The 19776-nt window shown below is 70.3% G+C and carries 19 protein-coding genes; 7 read left to right on the forward strand and 12 right to left on the reverse strand.

The window, feature by feature from the left end; all coding sequences use genetic code 11:
- Positions 1-189: 189 nt before the first annotated feature.
- The 8 genes from MFF13_RS20675 to lepA all read right to left on the reverse strand — a co-directional run bounded on the left by MFF13_RS20675 (position 190) and on the right by lepA (position 8717).
- Positions 190-792, reverse strand: coding sequence for a LutC/YkgG family protein (locus MFF13_RS20675; protein ID WP_187273634.1), 603 nt, complete (start codon positions 790-792; stop codon positions 190-192).
- Entirely contained in the window at positions 789-2411 is a 1623-nt protein-coding gene (locus MFF13_RS20680) for a lactate utilization protein B (RefSeq protein ID WP_147829022.1), read from the reverse strand. Before MFF13_RS20680 ends, MFF13_RS20675 begins: the two co-directional genes overlap by 4 nt.
- On the reverse strand, positions 2408-3151 hold the full coding sequence (locus tag MFF13_RS20685) for a (Fe-S)-binding protein (protein ID WP_147751889.1): 744 nt from the start codon (positions 3149-3151) through the stop codon (positions 2408-2410). The genes MFF13_RS20680 and MFF13_RS20685 overlap by 4 nt, the downstream gene beginning before the upstream one ends.
- Positions 3152-3202: 51 nt before the next feature.
- Positions 3203-4249 (reverse strand): NADP-dependent oxidoreductase, encoded by a 1047-nt coding sequence (locus MFF13_RS20690; RefSeq protein WP_147829020.1) that lies wholly within the window; start codon positions 4247-4249, stop codon positions 3203-3205.
- Between the two features lie 62 nt (positions 4250-4311).
- Entirely contained in the window at positions 4312-6045 is a 1734-nt protein-coding gene (poxB, locus tag MFF13_RS20695) for a ubiquinone-dependent pyruvate dehydrogenase (RefSeq protein WP_238272855.1), read from the reverse strand.
- A gap of 236 nt (positions 6046-6281) precedes the next feature.
- Positions 6282-6527, reverse strand: a complete 246-nt coding sequence (locus tag MFF13_RS20700; RefSeq protein WP_147813327.1) for a HepT-like ribonuclease domain-containing protein — start codon at positions 6525-6527, stop codon at positions 6282-6284.
- The gene (locus MFF13_RS20705) at positions 6527-6820 is read right to left on the reverse strand and encodes a nucleotidyltransferase family protein (protein ID WP_147762312.1); all 294 of its coding nucleotides are present in this window, start codon (positions 6818-6820) and stop codon (positions 6527-6529) included. The genes MFF13_RS20700 and MFF13_RS20705 overlap by 1 nt, the downstream gene beginning before the upstream one ends.
- A gap of 91 nt (positions 6821-6911) precedes the next feature.
- Positions 6912-8717 (reverse strand): translation elongation factor 4, encoded by a 1806-nt coding sequence (gene lepA / locus MFF13_RS20710; protein ID WP_147751894.1) that lies wholly within the window; start codon positions 8715-8717, stop codon positions 6912-6914.
- Between the two features lie 273 nt (positions 8718-8990).
- On the opposite strand from lepA, the gene MFF13_RS20715 reads away from it, so the two are divergent.
- The gene (locus MFF13_RS20715; RefSeq protein WP_147762313.1) at positions 8991-9251 is read left to right on the forward strand and encodes a hypothetical protein; all 261 of its coding nucleotides are present in this window, start codon (positions 8991-8993) and stop codon (positions 9249-9251) included.
- 50 nt (positions 9252-9301) lie between these two features.
- Here the strand turns inward: MFF13_RS20715 and MFF13_RS20720 are convergent, their stop codons facing one another.
- The gene (locus MFF13_RS20720) at positions 9302-10099 is read right to left on the reverse strand and encodes a HugZ family pyridoxamine 5'-phosphate oxidase (RefSeq protein ID WP_147829014.1); all 798 of its coding nucleotides are present in this window, start codon (positions 10097-10099) and stop codon (positions 9302-9304) included.
- Between the two features lie 305 nt (positions 10100-10404).
- Between MFF13_RS20720 and MFF13_RS20725 the strand changes: the two genes are divergently transcribed.
- The 5 genes from MFF13_RS20725 to MFF13_RS20745 all read left to right on the forward strand — a co-directional run bounded on the left by MFF13_RS20725 (position 10405) and on the right by MFF13_RS20745 (position 14823).
- The gene (locus MFF13_RS20725) at positions 10405-11115 is read left to right on the forward strand and encodes a response regulator transcription factor (RefSeq protein ID WP_147751897.1); all 711 of its coding nucleotides are present in this window, start codon (positions 10405-10407) and stop codon (positions 11113-11115) included.
- A gap of 157 nt (positions 11116-11272) precedes the next feature.
- Complete coding sequence (locus MFF13_RS20730; RefSeq protein ID WP_187273633.1) at positions 11273-13042, forward strand: sensor histidine kinase; 1770 nt, start codon at positions 11273-11275, stop codon at positions 13040-13042.
- A 246-nt stretch (positions 13043-13288) separates the two neighbouring features.
- A complete protein-coding gene (locus tag MFF13_RS20735) occupies positions 13289-13876 on the forward strand; it encodes an HPr kinase/phosphorylase (RefSeq protein ID WP_147829012.1) in 588 nt (195 codons plus the stop codon).
- A gap of 98 nt (positions 13877-13974) precedes the next feature.
- Positions 13975-14376, forward strand: a complete 402-nt coding sequence (locus tag MFF13_RS20740; protein WP_147751901.1) for a PTS sugar transporter subunit IIA — start codon at positions 13975-13977, stop codon at positions 14374-14376.
- A 126-nt stretch (positions 14377-14502) separates the two neighbouring features.
- On the forward strand, positions 14503-14823 hold the full coding sequence (locus tag MFF13_RS20745) for an HPr family phosphocarrier protein (RefSeq protein WP_147751899.1): 321 nt from the start codon (positions 14503-14505) through the stop codon (positions 14821-14823).
- A 110-nt stretch (positions 14824-14933) separates the two neighbouring features.
- On the opposite strand, the gene MFF13_RS20750 is transcribed toward MFF13_RS20745, so the two are convergent.
- The 3 genes from MFF13_RS20750 to MFF13_RS20760 form a co-directional block, all read right to left on the reverse strand.
- Entirely contained in the window at positions 14934-15803 is an 870-nt protein-coding gene (locus MFF13_RS20750) for a hypothetical protein (protein WP_147829010.1), read from the reverse strand.
- Positions 15804-16016: 213 nt separating this feature from the next.
- Positions 16017-17087 carry a CobW family GTP-binding protein gene (locus MFF13_RS20755; RefSeq protein ID WP_147829008.1) on the reverse strand — a complete coding sequence of 357 codons (1071 nt, stop codon included), beginning with the start codon at positions 17085-17087 and terminating at the stop codon, positions 16017-16019.
- A 48-nt stretch (positions 17088-17135) separates the two neighbouring features.
- Positions 17136-18698 carry a D-alanyl-D-alanine carboxypeptidase family protein gene (locus tag MFF13_RS20760; protein WP_147829006.1) on the reverse strand — a complete coding sequence of 521 codons (1563 nt, stop codon included), beginning with the start codon at positions 18696-18698 and terminating at the stop codon, positions 17136-17138.
- Positions 18699-18977: 279 nt separating this feature from the next.
- Here MFF13_RS20760 and queE point away from each other — a divergent pair, with 279 nt between their 5' ends.
- Positions 18978-19610, forward strand: a complete 633-nt coding sequence (queE, locus tag MFF13_RS20765) for a 7-carboxy-7-deazaguanine synthase (RefSeq protein ID WP_147829004.1) — start codon at positions 18978-18980, stop codon at positions 19608-19610.
- Positions 19611-19776 lie beyond the last annotated feature (166 nt).

Consider the following 19776-nt stretch of genomic DNA (forward strand, 5'->3'; position numbering starts at 1 on the left):
ATCAGTGAGGATTGGTATAACCTACTGTGTGGTCGCATTTCCTTCACGCAAGCCGGCATCCAGCTCGCTTGAAAATGCTCTGGCCGGCGGGTTCAGTCTTCCGTGTCGCGTGGGTAGACTGCATCCGAGGCCTGTCGAGCCACCGCGACGCGGTCGATCGCAGTCGTCGGACCAGGGTGCAACGTTCGATCACACCCGGCGCGGCAGGAGCACCACCGTCAGCGAGCGCACGCCTTGCGCCCCGTGGATGAGCACGCCTTCAATGTCGGCGGTCGCCGACGGCCCGGTATGCAGCACGGCGTAGGCCGCGCCGGCGAAGTCCGGGCGCTTGTAGGCGGCCTGGATGTTCACGACGACGTCGGCGGGGTCGAGCAGGACCACGAGGTGCTGGGCGAGGTAGGCCACCGCGTTCACCACGAGCTCGGCCTCGGTGAACAGCACCGATCCGGTCTCGGCCACCCCGAAGCGGGCGCGCACGATCGCCACGTCGACGTCGTCCACCGCCTGCGGCCGGGTGACGGCGGCGAGGTCGAGGGTGCCCGCGTGTTCCGGCACGGCGGAAGCGACGACCTTGGCCGCATCCAGGCGGTCGCGCACGTGGCCGAGCGGATCGCCGGCGGGGCCGGCCTCGACCACCCGGCCGCCCATGCGCTTCAGCGCCTCGGTGAAGGCCAGGATGCGGTCGTCGTCGACCAGCGGCGCGAAGTCCGGGATTTGCGGCAGCGGATAGTCGCCGGCCGGCCGGTTGCGGCGGATCGCGGCCAGCGTCGCCTCGCGGGTGCCGGCGCTCACGACACGTCCTTCTTCGAGGCGACGTCCTTCTTGGATGCACCCGCCATGCGGTTCTGCTTGTACCAGGCGTGAAAACTCTGCTTGGGGGCCTCGGGCATCTCGCGCTTCTTCCCCCAGGTGTTGAGCGGGTTGTAGACGGCGAAGCGCGGCAGGGCGCGCAAAGCCGAATCCGCCGTGCCGATCGCCGCGCGGTAGGCGGCCGGGCGGCTCAGCACGGCGCCGGCGGCCTTCATCATGCCCTGCTTCAAGAGCGGGATCTGGTGCTCCTCGGCCAGAACCTTGCGCCAGGCGAAGATCTGCTCGTGGATGTTGATCTTCACCGGGCAGACGTTGGTGCAGGAGCCGTTCATGGTCGAGGAGAATGGCAGCGTCGAGTATTTCCGCTTGTTGAAGGTCGGGTCGATGATCAGCCCGATCGGCCCGGCATAGGTCGCCCCGTAGGAGAGCCCGCCCGAGCGCCGGTAGACCGGGCAGGTGTTCATGCAGGCGCCGCAGCGGATGCATTTCAGCGAGGTCCAGAACTCCTCCATCCCGAGGCGTTCGGAGCGGCCGTTGTCGACCAGCACGTAATGCATCTCGGTGCCGGGCCGCGGACCACGGAAGTGCGAGGTGTACTGGGTGATCGGCGAGCCCAGCGCCGAGCGCGACAGCAGGCGGATGAACACGCCGAGGTCTTCGATCCGCGGGATGACCTTCTCGATGCCGATCGAGTGGATCTGCAGCGGCGGCACGTTGCCCGACAGGTCGGCGTTGCCCTCGTTGGTGCAGGTGACCACCGTGCCGGTCTCGGCGATGGCGAAGTTGCACCCGGTCATCCCCGCATCCGCGTTGAGGATGTAGGGCCGCGTGGTCTCGCGCTGGCTTTCGGCCAGGTAGTGCGCGTCGTCGTTCTCGGGGTCGGTGCCGAGCGTGCGCGCAAAAACCTCGGCGACGTCCATCCGCGTCTTGTGCACGGCCGGCGCCACGATGTGGCTCGGCTCCTCGTTGTCGAGCTGCTGGATGCGCTCGCCGAGGTCGGTCTCGATGATCTCGATCCCGCTCGCCGCCATGTGGTGGCGGAAGCCGCACTCCTCGGTGAGCATCGACTTCGACTTCACCAGGGTCTTCGCGCCGTGGCTGCGCAGGATCTCGAGCACGATGCGGTTGTGGTCCGCGCCGTCCGAGGCCCAGTGCACGTGGACGCCGTTGGCCTTGGCCGCCGCCTCGAACTGCTCGAGGTAGGTGTCGAGCCGGCTCAGCGTGTGCGCCTTGATGTTCGAGGCGATCTCGCGAAGCTCCTCCCATTCGGGGATGCCGTGGGCCGACACGTCGCGCTTCTTGCGCAGGTCCCACAGGCGCTCGTCGTGCGCCGCCTGATGCAGCGGCGCGGCGAGGAAGCGCTCGGCGGCCTCGCCCTGGTCGATCGGCCGGTTGCCGCGGATCTTGGCCCCGCGTGGCTGTTGTTCGCGCGTCTTCGGCGCTGCGATCGGCTTCGAGGCGGCCTCCGCGTGCTGGAGGCGGCCGCCATCCTGGTGGCGCTCGCTCTCGTCGCCGGGCGCGCGCACCTCCGGGTGGATCATGCCGGCGCTCTCGCGGGGCGTGCCATCCGTCTCGCGGGGCGTAAGGTCTTCGATGCTCATGCGGCGGCTCCGTTCAGGACCTGCGCGATGTGGATGTACTTCAGCGGCACGCCGAGGCGCTCGGCGCAGCCCTTCTGGTGCATCAGGCACGAGGAATCGGCCGAGACGACGTACGCGGCCCCGGCGCGCGCCTGGTCGGTCACCTTGTCGTAGCCCATCTTGGCCGAGACGGCGGGCTCGAACACCGAGAAGGTGCCGCCGAAGCCACAGCACTCGTCGGGCCGCGTCAGCTTGACGACCTCGATGCCCTTCACCTTGGCCAGCAGGTCGAGGGGCTTCGAATAGTATGGCAGGTTGATCTCGGACGGCCGGGCGTGGTGGATGCCGCGCAGCGCGTTGCAGTTGGCATGGTAGGCGACCTTGTGCGGGAACGACGCCCAGGGGAATTCCTCGATCTTCAGCACGTCGTGCAGGAACTCGACCAGCTCGAAGGTCTTTCGGCGAACGCCGACGACTTCTTCGGTCTGGGGAATCGCCGTCAGATGCTCGCGCACCTGGTGGACGCAGCTGCCCGAGGGCGCGACGACGTAGTCGAACTTGGCGAAATTCTTGACGAACAGGGCTTCGGTGGCGGCGGCTTCCGCGTGGCAGCCGGTGTTGGTCATCGGCTGGCCGCAGCAGGTCTGGTCGAACGGGTATTCCACCTCGAGGCCGAGGCGCTCGAGCAACTCGAGGGTGGCGATGCCGACCTCCGGCTCGAAGGCGTCGACGTAACAGGGGACGAACAGTCCGATCCGCATGGTCCTATCCCGTTTCCCTGAGCCGTTCCGCCGGGCCGTTCGCCCACGCCGTCAGGCGCCGTCTTCCGAGGCGCCCACCTGGACCAGCAGCTTGCCGAAGTTGCCGCCGGTGTAGAGGCTGTCGAGGTGTTCCACCGCCCGCGCGAGGTCGGGCCGCACGTCCTGCCGGGTCTTGATCCGGCCTTCCGCCATCCAGCCGCCCAGCGCCTGCACCGCCTCGCCCCAGCGCGCGGCGTAGTCGGTGACGATGAAGCCCTGCACGGTGAGCCGCCGCATCAGCATCTGGCGCCACGCCGCCGCGACGGCCGGACCCGGGCGCTCCGAAGAGTCTTTGGACGTGTCGTTGTAGGAGGCGATCAGGCCGCACAGCGGCATCCGCCCGAACAGCCGCATCCGCGCGAACACCGCGTCCGAGATCGGGCCGCCGACCTGCTCGAAGTTGATGTCGACGCCGTCGGGCGCCAGGGCGTCGAGGCGGGCGCCGACATCCTCGCTGCGATAGTCGATCGCCGCGTCGAACCCGAGCTCGTCGACGACGAACCGGCACTTGTCCGGTCCGCCGGCGATGCCGATCACCCGGCAGCCCTTGATCTTGCCGATCTGACCGACGACCTGGCCGACGCCGCCGGCGGCGGCCGAGACCACCAGGGTCTCGCCGGCCTTCGGGCGGCCGATGTCGAGCAGGCCGAAATACGCCGTCGGGCCGACGAGGCCGAACACGCCGAAGGCGAGGGAGAGCGGCACGCCCGGCGGCAGGGCCAGGGGCTGCAGGCCCTGCCCGTCGGTGACCATGTGGTCGGCCCAGACGCCCATGCCGGAATAGAGCGCGCCGGGCTCGACGCCGTCCTTCCGGCTCTCGATCACGCGCCCGGCCACGAGGCCGCGCATCGGCTCGCCGATCGCGACCGGCGGCATGTACTGCTCGGCGTCGCTCATCCAGATGCGGTTGGTCGGATCGAGCGACAGGTACAGCACCTGCAGCAGGAACTGGCCTTGCTGCAGCTCGGGCAGAGCCTCGGCGCCGTAGGCGAGGTCGCCCTCGGCGACGGCCCCGACCGGGCGGCGCGCGAGGCGCCAGATGTTCCGTTGCCGGGCCATGCGCCCTCCCTGATGTTCCTTCGAAGCCGCGAAGCGCCGCCTTGGAACGATTTCAATCCGGTCTATCGAATGAGGTTGGTCTTGGCGAGGTCGAGGACCGCGTCACCGCGTCCGCTCATCACCGCACGCAGCATGTAGAGGCTGAAGCCCTTCACCTGCTGGCCGTCGATCTTGGGCGGGATCGAGAGCTCGTTGCGGGCCACCGCCACGTCGAGCAGCGACGGCCCGTCGAAGGCCAGGAACTCGCGGATCGCGCCTTCGAGTTCACCAGGATCCTCGACCCGAATCGCGAAGATGCCGGCCGCCCGCGACATCGCGGCGAAGTCCGGGTTGTCGAGCGCGACGCCGGTCTCGAGGTAGCCTGCGGCCTTCATCTCCATCTCGACGAAGCCGAGCGAGCCGTTGTTGAACACCACCACCTTCACGGGCAGCCGGTGCTGGCGCAGCGTCAGGAAGTCGCCCATCAGCATGCTGAAGCCGCCGTCGCCGCACAGCGCGATCACCTCGCGCCGGGGCGAGGCGGCCTGGATGCCGATGCCCTGGACCATGGCGTTGGCCATCGAGCCGTGGACCCAGGATCCGAGCAGCCGGCGCTTCCCGTTCATCTTGAGGTAGCGCGCCGCCCAGATCGTCGGCGTGCCGACGTCGGCGGTGAACACCGCGTCGTCGGAGGCCGCGTCGCTCAGGAGCTTGGTGAGGTATTGCGGGTGGATCGGCTTGCGGCCGGGCTTGCCCGTCGCCAACTCGTCGAGCCCTTCGCGCGCCTTGGCGTAGTGCTTGAGGCTGCCGTCGAGCCAGGCGCGGTCGGCCTTCACCGCGAGCAACGGCCGCAGCGCGCGGATCGTGGCGCCGACGTCGCCGACGAGGCCGAGGTCGAGCCGGCAGCGGCGCCCGAGCTCTTCCGGGCGCAGATCGACCTGCGCCACCTTCGCGTCCTTCGGGTAGAACTGCTTGTAGGGAAAGCCGGTGCCGAGCATCAGCAGCGTCTCGCAGCCGACCATCGCCGCGTAGCCGGACGAGAACCCGATCAGCCCGGTCATGCCGACGTCGTAGGGGTTGTCGTATTCGACGAACTCCTTGCCGCCGAGTGCGTGGACGATCGGGCTCTTCAGGGCCTCGGCGAGCTGCAGCAGCTCGGCATGCGCCCCGGCGCAGCCGCGACCGCAGAGCAGCGTGATCTTGCGGGAGCCGTTCAGAAGCTCGGCCAGCGCCGTCAGATCGGCCTCGGCCGGCTGCACCACGGGCTTCGGCGGCACGAGGCCGGCCTTCGTCGCCACGGCGCGGGCCGGCGCGTCCTTCAGCGCGACGTCGCCGGGGATGACGACCACCGCGACGCCGCGCTGCCCGATCGCGGCGCGCATGGCGTTCTCCAGCACGTAGGGGAGCTGGGCGGGATCGGAGACCTGCTCGCAATAGTGGCTGCAGCCGCGGAACAGCTCGGTCGGGTGCGTCTCCTGGAAGTAGCCCGAGCCGATCTCGGCCGACGGGATGTGCGCCACCAAAGCCAGGACCGGCGTGCGCGAGCGATGGCAATCGTAGAGGCCGTTGATCAGGTGGACGTGGCCGGGGCCGCACGAGCCGGCGCAGACCGCGAGCTGCCCGGTGACCTGGCTCTCGGCGCCGGCCGCGAACGCGCCGGATTCCTCGTGGCGGACGTGGATCCACTCGATCACGCCGCGCGCCCGGATCGCCTCGGTGATCGCGTTCAGGCTGTCGCCGACGACCCCGTAGATGCGCCGGACGCCGGCCTCCTGCAGGGTATCGACGACGTGGTCGGCGACGGTGGTGATCCGCATACGTTCGGCTCCGTGGATTTGGAGGGCGAACTTTTTGCGGTGCGGCGCGGTTCCGGCTCGCGGATCGGGGCCGGTGAGGGATGTCGCTCTCGCTACGGCATTGAGCCGATGGCAGGCGTCGAGCGCAGCGCCACTCAGCCGGCCGACGCCTCGCTCGGGATCGCCGCGATGATCGGGCGAAGCTCGGGCAGCGACACCGTCGCGATCTTCCATAGGATGAGGTCGTCGATGCGAATTTACTCGTGCCGGAGCTTGTTGCCGACGGCGGCGATCTCGGACCATGGTACGGCCGGAAAGCGTGTCTTCGCATCCGGCGGCACGTGTCGGCTCGCTTCCGATACGATCTCGACACGTCGTTCGACGGCGAGGCGCATCACCAGGTCCATGCGATAATCGGCGAACGTTCGTCCCGCGACGATGTCCGCAGCCGCGTCGCTCATCGTCAGGATATCCGTGAGGCGTGCAATCGCCGACCGCTTCATCACAGGACCTGGATGGCCTCGCGCTCGATCTCTGCCCGCAATTGAGGGTGTAGGCCTTCCCGCGTCGTCAAGTCGACCCGGCACCCGAGCGCCTGCGCGAGGTAGGCTTCCGTCCTGAACAATTCGACGAAGCCGAACCGGTCGTATTGCGGGTCGACGAACAGGTCGACGTCGCCATCGAGGCCGGCCTCGTCCCGGGCGACGGAGCCGAAGAGGTAGAGCGCGAGAATGCCGGAATTCTGAAGATGCCCGGCCCGCTCGGTGAGTCTGGCGATCACGTCGCTGCGCTGCATCGCATGCCACCGTCGTTCCGCATCACGATCGAAGGCCAAGCCGCCACCGATTCGAACAGGCCCGCTAGTCAACCCGAGGGAGCCGAAAAGCTCAATCGTCCATCTTCAGCGCGGCGATGAACGCCTCCTGCGGAATCTCGACGCGCCCGAACTGGCGCATCTTCTTCTTGCCTTCCTTCTGCTTGTCCAGGAGCTTGCGCTTGCGCGAGATGTCGCCGCCGTAGCACTTGGCGGTCACGTCCTTGGACAGGGCCTTGATCGTTTCGCGGGCGATGATCTTGCCGCCCAACGCCGCCTGGACCGGGATCTGGAACAGGTGGCGCGGGATCAGGTCCTTCAGCTTCTCGCACATGGCGCGGCCGCGATGCTCGGCGCGGGTGCGGTGGACCAGCATCGAGAGCGCGTCGACCGGCTCGGCGTTGACGAGGATCGACATCTTCACGAGGTCACCCTCGCGGTAGTCGGAGATGTGGTAGTCGAACGAGGCGTAGCCCTTCGAGATCGACTTGAGGCGGTCGTAGAAGTCGAACACCACCTCGTTCAGCGGCAGGTCGTAGACGACCATGGCGCGTTTTCCGACGTAGTTGAGGTCCACCTGCGATCCGCGCCGGTCCTGGCACAGCTTCAGCACGCCGCCGAGATGCTCGTCGGGGGTGAGGATGGTGGCGCGGATCCACGGCTCCTCGATCGCCGTGATCTTCATCACGTCGGGCATGTCGGCCGGGTTGTGCAGCTCCTTCACCGTGCCGTCGGTCATCTGCAGGCGGTAGACCACGGAGGGCGCCGTCGAGATCAGGTCGAGGTTGAACTCGCGCTCAAGCCGCTCCTGGATGATCTCGAGGTGCAGCAGCCCGAGGAAGCCGCAGCGGAAGCCGAAGCCGAGGGCGGCCGAGGTCTCCATCTCGTAGGAGAACGAGGCGTCGTTGAGCCGGAGCTTGCTCATCGCGCTGCGCAGGGTCTCGAATTCGGCCGCATCCACGGGGAAGAGCCCGCAGAACACCACCGACTGCACGTCCTTGAAGCCCGGCAGCATCTCCTTGCACGGGCGCTTGTCCTCGGTCAGCGTGTCGCCGACGCGGGTGTCGGCGACCTCCTTGATCGAGCCCGTGAAGAAGCCGACCTCGCCGGGGCCGAGCTCGCCGATGTCGGCCATCTTCGGTCGGAACACGCCGATCTTGTCGACGCCGTGCACCGCGTCGGCCCGCATCATGCGGATGTTCATGCCCTTCTTGAGCACGCCGTCGACGATGCGCACCAGCACGACGACGCCGAGGTAGACGTCGTACCAGCTATCCACCAGCAGCGCCTTCAGGGGCGCGTCGCGGTCGCCCTTCGGCGGCGGCAGGCGCTTGACGATGGCTTCCAGCACCGCCTCGATGTTCAGCCCGCTTTTGGCCGAGATCGCCACGGCCTCGGACGCGTCGATGCCGATCACCTCCTCGATCTGGGCGCGGATGCGCTCGGGCTCGGCGGCCGGCAGGTCGATCTTGTTGAGGACGGGCACGATCTCGTGGTTGGCGTCGAGCGCCTGGTAGACGTTGGCCAGCGTCTGCGCCTCGACGCCCTGGCTCGCATCCACCACCAGCAGCGAGCCCTCGCAGGCGGCGAGCGAGCGGGACACTTCGTAGGCGAAGTCGACGTGGCCGGGCGTGTCCATCAGGTTGAGGACGTAGTTCTTGCCGTCCTCGGCCTTGTATTCCAGGCGCACGGTCTGCGCCTTGATGGTGATGCCGCGCTCCTTCTCGATGTCCATCGAATCGAGCATCTGCTCGCTCATGTCGCGCAGCGCCACGGTGCCCGTCGTCTGGATCAGGCGGTCGGCGAGCGTCGACTTGCCGTGGTCGATATGCGCGACGATCGAGAAGTTGCGGATGTTGTCGATCGGCGTGGTCGTCATCGATGCGGATCTCCGGCGCGCGTGCGGCCGACCGGAGGGCCGTCGTCGCGCGCCGTCTGATGTGAGGAGGCGGTGTCGGTCGTCCCGGGGGGATAGCAGCCGCAGGGGGGAGCGCCAAGCGCGGGCGGCGTCGCGGGGCGAATCCCTCGGTGACGGAGACCGAATGGGCCTGTCCGGCCCCACGGCCCTTCGGATTTTGGGCGTTCGGCCCTATCTAGAGGGCATACCCTCCGCGCAATCCCGTGCTTTGGGCTCCGAAGCGGAAGGCCCAAGATGGCTCGCACTCCCCCCAACGGGCGTTCGCCCAGCATCTCGATGTCGGACTTCAACGCCCGCGTGAAGCGCGTGCTCGAAGGCAACGAGGAAGTGACCCGCGGCGCGCCGCGCGCGACCCCGGGCTGGAGCCGCCGCCGCAACACCCGGCCGCCGGTCGGCGCCGAGGCCCAGCCCGAGGCGGAGACCTCCGAGGCGACGGAGTCCGAGACCGAATCCGAGGATTCCGAGGCCGAGAAGCCGGCCACCGAAGAGGCCTGAGACCTCCGCTTCACGTCGGCCCGCGGTTTCGCGGACCGACGTCCGGCCGCTCAGGCTCGCGGCGCCTCGTCCTTCGCCCGAGCCTCGGCGGCCATGACCACGAGGACCTTTCGCAACGCGCCCATGTCGCCGACTCGCTCCGGGAAGGTCACCCGCGCGGTCCGGTCGGCGGCGAGCAGGTCCATCCCCTCCGGGTCGAGCCCGGTGAGGCGCCACGCGGCCGCCCCCTCCGAGGCGGCGTAGAGCGCCAGCGCGTCGGCGTGGTCGGCGTTCATGTGCTCGATCGCGCCGCTCTCGCCGGCCACGATCGCCTCGGCGCCCGCGAGATCCAGCAGCAGCTCGGCCTTCGTCAACGTCGCCGCCTTGGCGAAGCCCCCGTTGAGGTGGCCGGCCGTCGGCTCCAGCGCGAAGAATCCGAAATCCGGGAAGTCGGCGTAGAGCGCGGCCTTCGGGTGCCGGGCGAGGAAGCGCGCCCGCACGCGGGGCTCGTCGGTCCGCACCGCCCGCCCGACGACGGTCAGCCGCGGGTGGGCGAGCGGGTCGCCCTTGCCGCCGGCCGAGAACAGCAGCGAGCAGCGCGGGTCGGCGAGCAGGTTGCGGGTGTGGGCCGAGAGCTGCGACAGCAGCATCAGGGGCGTGCCGTCGACGTCGGTGGCGATGGTCGTCAGCGAGGCGAACGGCGTGCCGTCGGAATCGAGCGTCGCCAGGGCGCCGGAGCGGATGCTGCGCAGCAGGCGCCGCGACAGGCCGATCGCGTCGAACGGGGCCTGCGCCGCCGGAAGCGGCCGCGCCGGACCACGCGCCCCCCCCGATTCGGTCCCGCCCACGCCGTCGGATGTCTCAGCCATCGCGCCCCTCGCTCCCCGGAAGCGGCGGAAACGAAAAACGCCGCGCCGACCGCATCATAGGGCGAAATCGCGACCGCCGACGAGACGGGCGAGACGCGGCGCATCGCCCGGATACGGCCAAGCTACCATGGCCGCTCGCTTTTTTCGAAACTTCGGCTTAAAGCGACAGACCGTCCGCGCGAAACGGACACGGTCATACGACTCGTCGTCGCGTTCGCGTTTTTGCCTGCCCCGTCCGGGGCCGGAGGCGGCGACGCGGGCCACCGCCACGCGCCCGCGACCGCCCCGTCAGTCAAGGAACGCGCATGCCGACCATCGCCCTCGTCGACGACGACCGAAACATCCTCACCTCGGTGTCGATCGCGCTGGAGACCGAAGGATACCGGATCCAGACCTACACCGACGGCGCCTCGGCGCTCGACGGGCTCAAGCACTCGCCCCCCGACCTCGCGATCTTCGACATCAAGATGCCGCGCATGGACGGGATGGAGCTTCTCAGGCGCCTGCGGCAGAAATCGGACCTTCCGGTGATCTTCCTCACCTCGAAGGACGAGGAGATCGACGAATTGTTCGGCCTCAAGATGGGCGCCGACGACTTCATCCATAAGCCGTTCTCGCAGCGCCTGCTGGTCGAGCGGGTGAAGGCGGTGCTGCGCCGCTTCGCCCCGAAGGACGGGCCGGGCGCCGCCGCCCGCGAGGCCGACGCCGCCGCCCGCTCGCTGGAGCGCGGCTCGCTGATGATGGACCCGGAGCGCCACACCTGCACCTGGAAGGGCGAGCCGGTGACCCTGACGGTCACCGAGTTCCTGATCCTCCAGGCGCTCGCCCACCGCCCGGGCGTCGTGAAGAGCCGCAACGCGCTGATGGACGCGGCCTACGACGACCAGGTCTACGTCGACGACCGCACGATCGACAGCCACATCAAGCGGCTGCGCAAGAAGTTCAAGGTGACCGACACCAGCTTCGACATGATCGAGACGCTCTACGGCGTCGGCTACCGCTTCAAGGAAGGCTGAAGGCCTTCCACACTGCCTCATGGGTTCTCACCCATGAGGTCCGGCGGACGACCGCCGCCCCGCCGTCGCGGGGGGCCGATCCCGATGCGTGAGACGCCTCGGGATCGCGTTTCGCCCGCCTCGCTTCCCTCGATTCCCCGTCGAAGACCGGACCGTCGTGACGTCGCAGACCGATGAAGAGCCGCGCCGCGGCCCGCTCGCATGGCCGCGGGCCTCCTGGGATGCGATCGGACAGCGGGCCTCGTCGAGCCTGACCCGCCGCATCGTGGTGCTCAACCTCGTCGGGCTGATCGCGCTGCTCGTCGGGTTCCTGTACCTCAACCAGTTCCGGCAGGGGCTGATCCAGGCCCGCGTCCAGAGCCTGGCGATCCAGGGCGACATCATCGCCGGCGCCATCGCCTCGTCCGCCTCGGTCGACACCGGGACGATCCGCATCGACCCCGACAAGCTGCTCCAGCAGCAGGCCGGCGAGGGCAACGGCACCGAGGAGGAATCCTCGCCGCTGGCCTTCTCGCTCAACCCGGAGCAGGTGGCGCCGCTGCTGCGCCGGCTCGTCACCCCGACCGGCAACCGCGCGCGGGTGTTCGACAGCGAGGGCGGCCTGCTGTTCGACACGCGCTCGCTGTTCAACCGGCCCGAGGGCGGGGCCGGCACCGCGCAGGTCCGCAAGCGCTCCCTGCTCGAGCGGGCCTTCGAGGTCGCGCAGGCCTGGAGCTTCGGCCTGTTCGGCGAGCGGGTGAAGCCGCAGGAGGAGGTCGGGCCGACGAACGGCCATTCGCTGCGCGAGGTCCAGACCGCGCTGAACGGTGCCCGCGGCAGCCTCGTGCGCCGCAACGAGCTCGGCGAGACCACGGTCTCGGTCGCCGTGCCGATCCAGCGCTCGGGGGCGGTGCGCGGCGCGCTGCTGCTCTCGACGCAAGGGGACGCGATCGACCGGGTCATCGCCTCGGAGCGCTTCGGCCTGTTCCAGGTCTTCCTCGTCGCCGCGATGGTGATGGTGGTGCTCTCGATCCTGCTGGCCGGCGCCATCGCCGGGCCGGTGCGGCGCCTGGCGGAGGCCGCCGAGAAGGTGCGGATGGGGATCAAGACCCGCGAGGAGATCCCCGACTTCACCAGCCGCACCGACGAGATCGGCCACCTCTCCGGCGCCCTGCGGGACATGACCCAGGCGCTCTACCGGCGCATCGACGCGATCGAGAGCTTCGCCGCCGACGTCAGCCACGAGCTGAAGAACCCGCTGACTTCGCTCCGCAGCGCGGTCGAAACCCTGCCGCTCGCCCGCAACGACGATTCGCGCAGCCGCCTGATGGCGATCATCCAGCACGACGTGAAGCGCCTCGACCGCCTGATCAGCGACATCGCCGACGCCTCGCGGCTCGATGCCGAGCTCGCCCGCGCCGAGGCGCGACGGGTCGACCTGCGCAAGCTCCTGTCCACGGTCGTCTCGGTGGCCAACGAGCGCAAGCGCCCGAAGGACTGCGTGATCCAGCTCGACGTCGACGCGCCCGCCGGCGACCAGGACGCGCCGTTCGCGATTATCGGGCACGACAGCCGCCTGGGCCAGGTGGTCAACAACCTCCTCGACAACGCCCGCTCGTTCTCGCCGACGGAGGCGAAGGTCCGCGTCGCCCTGCGGCGGGTGCGCGGCGACATCGAGCTGATCTGCGAGGACGAGGGGCCGGGCATCCCCGAGCACGCCCTGGAGCGGATCTTCGAGCGCTTCTACACCGACCGCCCCGAGCAGGGCTTCGGCCAGAACTCGGGCCTCGGCCTCTCGATCTCCCGCCAGATCGTCCAGGCGCATCGCGGCTCGATCCGCGCCGAGAACCGCCCCGGCCCGGCCGACGAGGACGGCGAGCCGACGGTCCGCGGCGCCCGCTTCATCGTGCGCATCCCGGCGGCCCCGCGGCAGATGTCGGCGGCGTGACGGGGGTGGCGCGGCAACGGTCCGACCGAGGGCGACCGCTCCGCCTCTCTACCAAATGCTCCGGCAAAAGCGCGGGTCCCTTCTCCCAGGGGGAGAAGGACAGGATGAGGGGCGTGACATGTCCTGAGAGGGCACGCCCCTCCCCCCTCGGAGCGACCAGGTTCACGCCTGTCGGCGCGCCCGAACCGGACGGATCGCGCGAAACGCGGCGCGCCGGTCACGACCTTGCCATGACGGCGTTCGACGATGCCTGACCCGACAAGCCGACGAGGCCGGCCGGGCTTCCCAGCTGCTCCTGCCGCCGACCTACGCGAAACCGTCCACGCCACCTGCGTCGTCGTCGGCGAGGCGGGCGTGCTGATCCGGGGCGAATCGCGGGCCGGCAAGTCGAGCCTCGCCCTGGCGCTGATCGAGCGGTGCACCCATCAGGGCGGCTTCGCGGCGCTGGTCGGCGACGACCGGGTCCGCGTCGAAGCCCGTCACGGGCACGTGGTGGCGCGCCCGCACCCGGCCATCGCCGGTCTGATCGAGGTCCGCGGCCACGGGATCGTCGCGGTGGACCACGTCCCGGCCTGCATCCTGCGCCTCGTCGTCGACCTCGTGGCGCCCGGGCCGCGCCTTCCCGAACCGCGGGAGCCGGAGGTCGCGATCGTCGGCGTCGCCCTCCCCTGCCTGCGGATCGACCGGGCGGCGCGGGATGCCGGCCTCGCGCCGGGGCTCGTCGTCGCGAAGCTGCTCGCGGCGACGCCCGGCGTGTCTTCGCAGTCGCACACGCCGCCTCGTTGCGGCGAGGCGCCCGCACCCCGTAGCGCGGGTGCGGCAGGCGTGGCATGATTGGGACGACGGGCGATCAAAACGTCGCGACGCCTTGAGCCTGTGCGTGCAATGCACAAATTGGCGGACTCGTTCACAGGACACCGGAATACGTGTCGATGATTGGCATGGTGCTCGTCACCCACGGACTGCTCGCGACCGAATTCCGGGCAGCGCTGGAGCACGTGGTCGGCCCTCAGAAGCAGATCGAGACCATCACGATCGGGCCGGAAGACGATATGGAGCTGCGGCGGCGGGACATCATGTCCGCGGTCGGCCGCGTCGACACCGGCACGGGCGTCGTCGTGCTCACCGACATGTTCGGCGGCACGCCGTCGAACCTGGCCCTGTCCTGCATGAACGGCGGCGCCGTCGAGGTGGTGGCGGGCATCAACCTGCCGATGCTGATCAAGCTCGCCAGCGTGCGCGACGCGGAATCGCTCGGCGACGCGGTGCTTCACGCCCAGGAAGCCGGCCGCAAGTACATCAACGTCGCCTCGCGCGTGCTCGCCGGCAAATAGTCTTCCCCCCGATCTTGCCGTCCCGACCGCCGACCCGTTACGCACGGTGACGGCCGCGCCGTGCGCGTGCCGGAACAGGCTCGCGCTGCCCACGGCGCGGCGACGGACAGGGAAGCGCGCCGGCGGATGGACGACCTCTTCGAGCCGGACGACGAGCCCCCGACCGTTCCGGAGGGCGGCTTCCTGCGGCGCCTGCCGATCATCAACCGGCGCGGCCTGCATGCGCGGGCCTCGGCCAAGTTCGTCCAGACCGTCGAGCGCTTCGACGCGCAGGTCACCGTCACGCGCGCCGGGGAGACCGTGGGCGGCCGCTCGATCATGGGCCTGCTGACGCTTGGCGCGGCGCAGGGCACCCACGTGACGGTCACCGCCGTCGGCGCCGACGCCGAGGCCTGCCTCGATGCGATCGAAGCCCTGCTCGCCAACAAGTTCGGCGAGGACGAGTAGCGGATCAAACTTAAATCCCGTCGATCCCTTCGGGGTGGCGGATCTGGGCTTCGCTCGAGCGCCGCGCGGGCTTGCCCGATACGGCCTCCGCTTGATCGCGCGGCGGCCTATCAGGCCCGGGCCGCGCGGCGCCAGACCACCGCCCGGGCGCCCGCGCCGAGGTGGAGCGTGCCGGCGACCAGCTCGCCGGCGCGGCGGGCGAGCTCGATCCGCATCTGCCCGCGGCGCCCGAACAGGCGCGTCACCACCCGCACCATCGACGCCTCCGACGGGTCGGCGATGATCGGGCGCGCCGCGTGGCGCGCATCGAGCGCCAGGAATTCCTCGACCGCAGCCGGGATCAGGGCCGAGTCGGAGACGTGTTCGACGTCGGCCGCCGCGTCCTCGGCGGACAGGATGCCGACGACGCAATCGGCCGGAACCGTCCGGCGCCCGTCGGCGCGGGCGGCGAGGGCCGGGCGGAGGGCCTCGCCGCGCGACGGCAGGCGGGACGGCGCGGCGAGCCGCAGGGGCCGCCGAAGGCCGGCGAGCCGCCCGCGGATCGCGGCCTCGACCGCGTCCGTCCGCGGGCCGTCGATCAGGGCGGCGGCCGGGTGCGGAAGGCTCGGCGGCTGCCACAGCTCGGCCCGCGCCCGCCCCCAGATCGCATGCGGCATCGCCATCGGCATCACGCCGCGCAATGCCTCGCGGCCGCTCCCGTCCCGGTCCCAGGCCAGGGCGAAGGCGATGGCCCGGCCGCCGGACTGATGCCGGGCCGCGCTCAGCAGGTAATCCGGGTCGACCCGCGGATCGGTGATCGCGTTGCGCGTCATCAGCGCCCGCCAGGCGGCGACCGCGCCGTCGTCGACGGTGCCGGCGCGGCGCAGGTCCACCCGCCAACCTTCGGTGGCCGCCTCGGTGCCGGTCGAAACCGGGTGGACGTCCACCGCCGCGTCGGGCTGGGCCTGTCCGCCCTGGATCACCGTGAAGCCGTGCGTCATGGCACCTGCGTCCCGCCTTGGCTACAAATCGTCCCGATCCGGGACGTTCGGGCCCCCTCGGGCGCCCTTCGACAGGCTGGTTTCAAGGATGGTGCCGCGGGCTCCGTCATACCAAATCTGGTCGATCCTTTCGGGATGGCGGATTTGGGCTTCGCTCAAGCGCCGCGCGGGCTTGCCTGACACAGCCTCCGCTTCGATTGCGCGGAGGCCGTATCAGCCGCCGGGAATCGCCAGCGGGTTGTTCGTCAGCGCCGCCGCATCCGGCGCATCGATCCGCGGGCGGCCGAGGAAGGCGTCCCAGAGGCTGACGACGAAGGCCGGATCGAGGTCGCGGACGATCAGCACCAGGCGTGAGGTGCGGTCGTCGTCGGGCCAGGCCGGCAGGGTGACGGGGGCGTGCACCACGTGCTGGACGCCGTGGACCACCACCGGCCGGTCGGGGTCGTCGGCGATCGCGACGAGGCCCTTGAGCCGCAGGAGCTTCGGGCCGTGCCCGCCGCGCAGCAGATCCAAGAACATCTCGAACGCCGGGCGCGGCACCGGCGCGTCGCTGGTCAGCGAGAAGGCGCGGATCGCCGCGTCGTGCCGGTTCACGTCGTGGGCGTGCCCGTCCGTCTCGGGCACCGCGCCGAGCCAGGCGCGCACGTCGGCGGCCTTGCCGTCGAGGCCGAAGAAGCCGCCGAGCAGCGTCGCCGCCGGCACGTCGGGCGGGTCGATCGGCGCGGACGGGTTGAGGGCGGCCAGACGCGCCCGCAGCGCCGCGGTGTCCCCGGCCAGATCGGCTTTCGCGAGCACGATCCGGTCGGCCACCGCGGCCTGCCGCATCGCTTCCGGGTGGTCGTCCAGCGTCGCGGACCCGTTGACGGCGTCGACGACGGTGACGACGCCTTGGAGCCGGTACCGCATCACGAGATAGGGATGGTAGATCAGCGCGTGCAGGATCGGCGCCGGGTCGGCGAGCCCGGTGGTCTCGATCACCACCCGGCGGAACGGCGTGATCCGGCCGTTGTCGCGCTTGCGCAGCAGGTCTTCCAGCGTCGTGATCAGGTCGCCGCGCACGGTGCAGCACAGGCAGCCGGCGCCGAGGAGGACCATGTCCTCGGTGACGCCCTCGATCAGCAGGTGGTCGAGCCCGATCTCGCCGAACTCGTTGACGATGACGACGGTGTCGGCGAGCGCCGGGTCCCGCAGCATCCGGTTGAGCAGCGTGGTCTTGCCGGCTCCGAGGAAGCCGGTGAGCACGGTGAGCGGGATCGGGTCCGGTCGGCGGGGGGCGTCGGTCATGCGTCCGGCCTAGCGCGGCCGGGCGGCGGGCTCAATCGCTGAGGCCGATCACTCGTCCGCGGTCGCAGCGGACTTCGCAGCGGACGACTTCGTAGCGGACGACTTCGCAGCGGACTTTGCCCCGCCGGGCTTGGCCTTCGCCGTCGGCTTGGCGGGCGTCACCTTGGCAGATGTCGGCTTGGCCGGCGCAGGTTTGCCGCCCTTCTGGGTCGCCGTCGTCGCCGGCTTGGTGTGGGCCGGCGTATGCTTGGCCTCCGGCATGCCGGACGCGTCCACCGCGGTGTAGGCGCTGGCCGAGCGGGGCACGCCGCCGGCGACGGCAGGCTTCGCCTTCCCCTGCGACTTGGCCTCTGACTTGGCCTGCGCCTTGGCCTCCAGGGCCGCGGCCCGCTTCTGCTTGGCCGCCTCCAGCGCCGCCTCGCGCTTGGCCTTGGCGGCCTCGAGCTTCGCGGTGCGGCTCGAGGCGGCGGCGGCCTTCTCCGCCTCGGCCTGCTCGTTGAGCATGATCTGCCCCTCGGCCGGGTCGCGACCGATCCAGACCAGGATCGGCTGCAGCGGCGCGCGCGGCGGCAGGGTGCGGTTCCGCGCGGCCGCGCCGTTCAGCGTCGCCAAGGTCAGCGCGGACGAGGACAGGCCGGCGGCCCCAAGGAACTGCGCGCCGGCGCTGTCGGCCGCGCCGGCGATGGCGCCCGGGCCTTCGTCGATCGGCATCGGCTTCTTGCGGTCGCAGATGTAGGGCCGCATGTCGGGCGGCGCGCCGATCGACGAGGCCGGCATCGCGTCGAGGGTCTGCGCGGTCCAGCCGGCGGACTGGCCGAAGCCGTAATCGAACAGGTCGGCGGCCTTGAGGTCGCGCTCGCGCGCGCTCGGGCTGCCCATCACGATGGTGAGGATGCGCCGGCCGTTGCGGTTGGCGCTCGCCACCACGTTGAAGCCGCCCGCGCAGATGAAGCCGGTCTTCATCCCGTCGACGCCGGCATAGCGCCCGAGCAGGCCGTTGTGGTTGGCCATCACCGAGCGGCCGAACTGGATCGCCGAGATCGAGAACAGGTCGTGCGAATCGGGGAAGTCGCGCAGCAGCGCGCGGCCGAGCACCGCCATGTCGCGGGCCGAGGTCCATTGCCGGGGATCGGGCAGGCCGTTCGGGTTGTACCAGCGGCTCTCGCGCATGCCGATCTTGCGCGCGGTCTCGTTCATCATGTCGGCGAAGCCGTCGACCGTGCCGCCGAGCGTCTCGCCGATCGCGAAGGCCACGTCGTTGGCCGACTTGACCATGATGATCTTCAAAGCGTTGTCGAGGGTGAGCTGCGTGCCCGGCTTGAAGCCCATCTTCGAGGGCGGCTCGGCGGCGGCGGCGGCCGAGATCGTGATCATCGAATCGAGCGAGACTTTGCCCTGCCGCACCAGGTCGAGGGCGACGTAGGTGGTCATCAGCTTGGTGATCGAGGCCGGGTACCAGGGGTCGGTCGCCCCTTGCGCGTAGAGCACCTTGCCGGAATCGACCTCCACCACGAGCACGGGTGCGGTCACGGCGTCGGCCGCCTGCGCACCGAGGAGGCCGGCGAGCGTGGCGAGCCCCAGGGAGAGGCGCCTCAGAAAACGGTTCGACATCGACCCCGACTCAAAGCAATGGAACGCCGCGCCGGCACCGGGCCCGGTGCCGTCCCTCTCGCGGCTGCGAACAAGGGCCCATGGATCGCCGGCCGTTCAACGCGGGCACCGTGGCAAGAGCATGGCGGAGCCTCAGCGTCTCGGCAGGCCCATGGCTGAGCTTCGCGCCTTGGGACACCGATGTGGCGTTGCGGCACGCGGACGCCTATGTGCTGTCGCTCGACGACCTTTTGGAACGGGACGGGGGCCGCGCCGACGGCGCGCGGGCACGGCGGGGCGATGGCGTACGCGGTCAAGGAACTCTTCCACACGCTTCAGGGCGAGGGTGCGCAGGCCGGGCGGGCGTCCGTGTTCTGCCGGTTCGCCGGCTGCAACCTGTGGTCCGGCCGCGAGGACGACCGGGCCGAGGCGGTCTGCCGGTTCTGCGACACCGCCTTCGTCGGCACCGACGGCGAGGGCGGGGGCAAGTTCGCCACCGCCGACGACCTGGCAGACCGGATCGCGCAGACCTGGGAGGGCGGCCCGCACGGGCACTACGTCGTCTTCACCGGCGGCGAGCCGCTGCTGCAGCTCGATCCCGCCCTGATCGCGGCGGTCCACGCCCGCGGCTTCGCCATCGCGGTGGAGACCAACGGAACGCTGGCGGCGCCCGAGGGGATCGATTGGATCTGCGTCAGCCCCAAGGCCGGCGCCCCCCTGGTGCAGCGGCACGGCGACGAGTTGAAGCTGGTCTTCCCGCAGGCCGGCCTCGCGCCGGAAACCGTCGCCGACCTCGACTTCCGCCATCGCTGGCTTCAGCCGATGGACGGCCCGGACCGGGTCGCCAACACCGGCGCGGCGGTCGCCTATTGCCGGGCGGATGCGCGCTGGCGGCTCTCGCTCCAGACGCACAAGATGATCGGGATTCCGTAGCGGGCGCGCTGGAGCCGCGAAAGGTCCTCGCGTCTTGACAGCCATGAGGAATGCCTGGAAGCCCGCTCGATGCGTCCGAGGCGGACGCCGTGGCGTGAGCGGCGGCGCGGTCGGGCGCTGGGCGCAGTACCATCGGAGAGCGTGCGATGGACGTGATCGAGACCCG

Source organism: Methylobacterium cerastii (assembly GCF_022179125.1).
Classification (GTDB): Bacteria; Pseudomonadota; Alphaproteobacteria; order Rhizobiales; family Beijerinckiaceae; genus Methylobacterium; species Methylobacterium cerastii.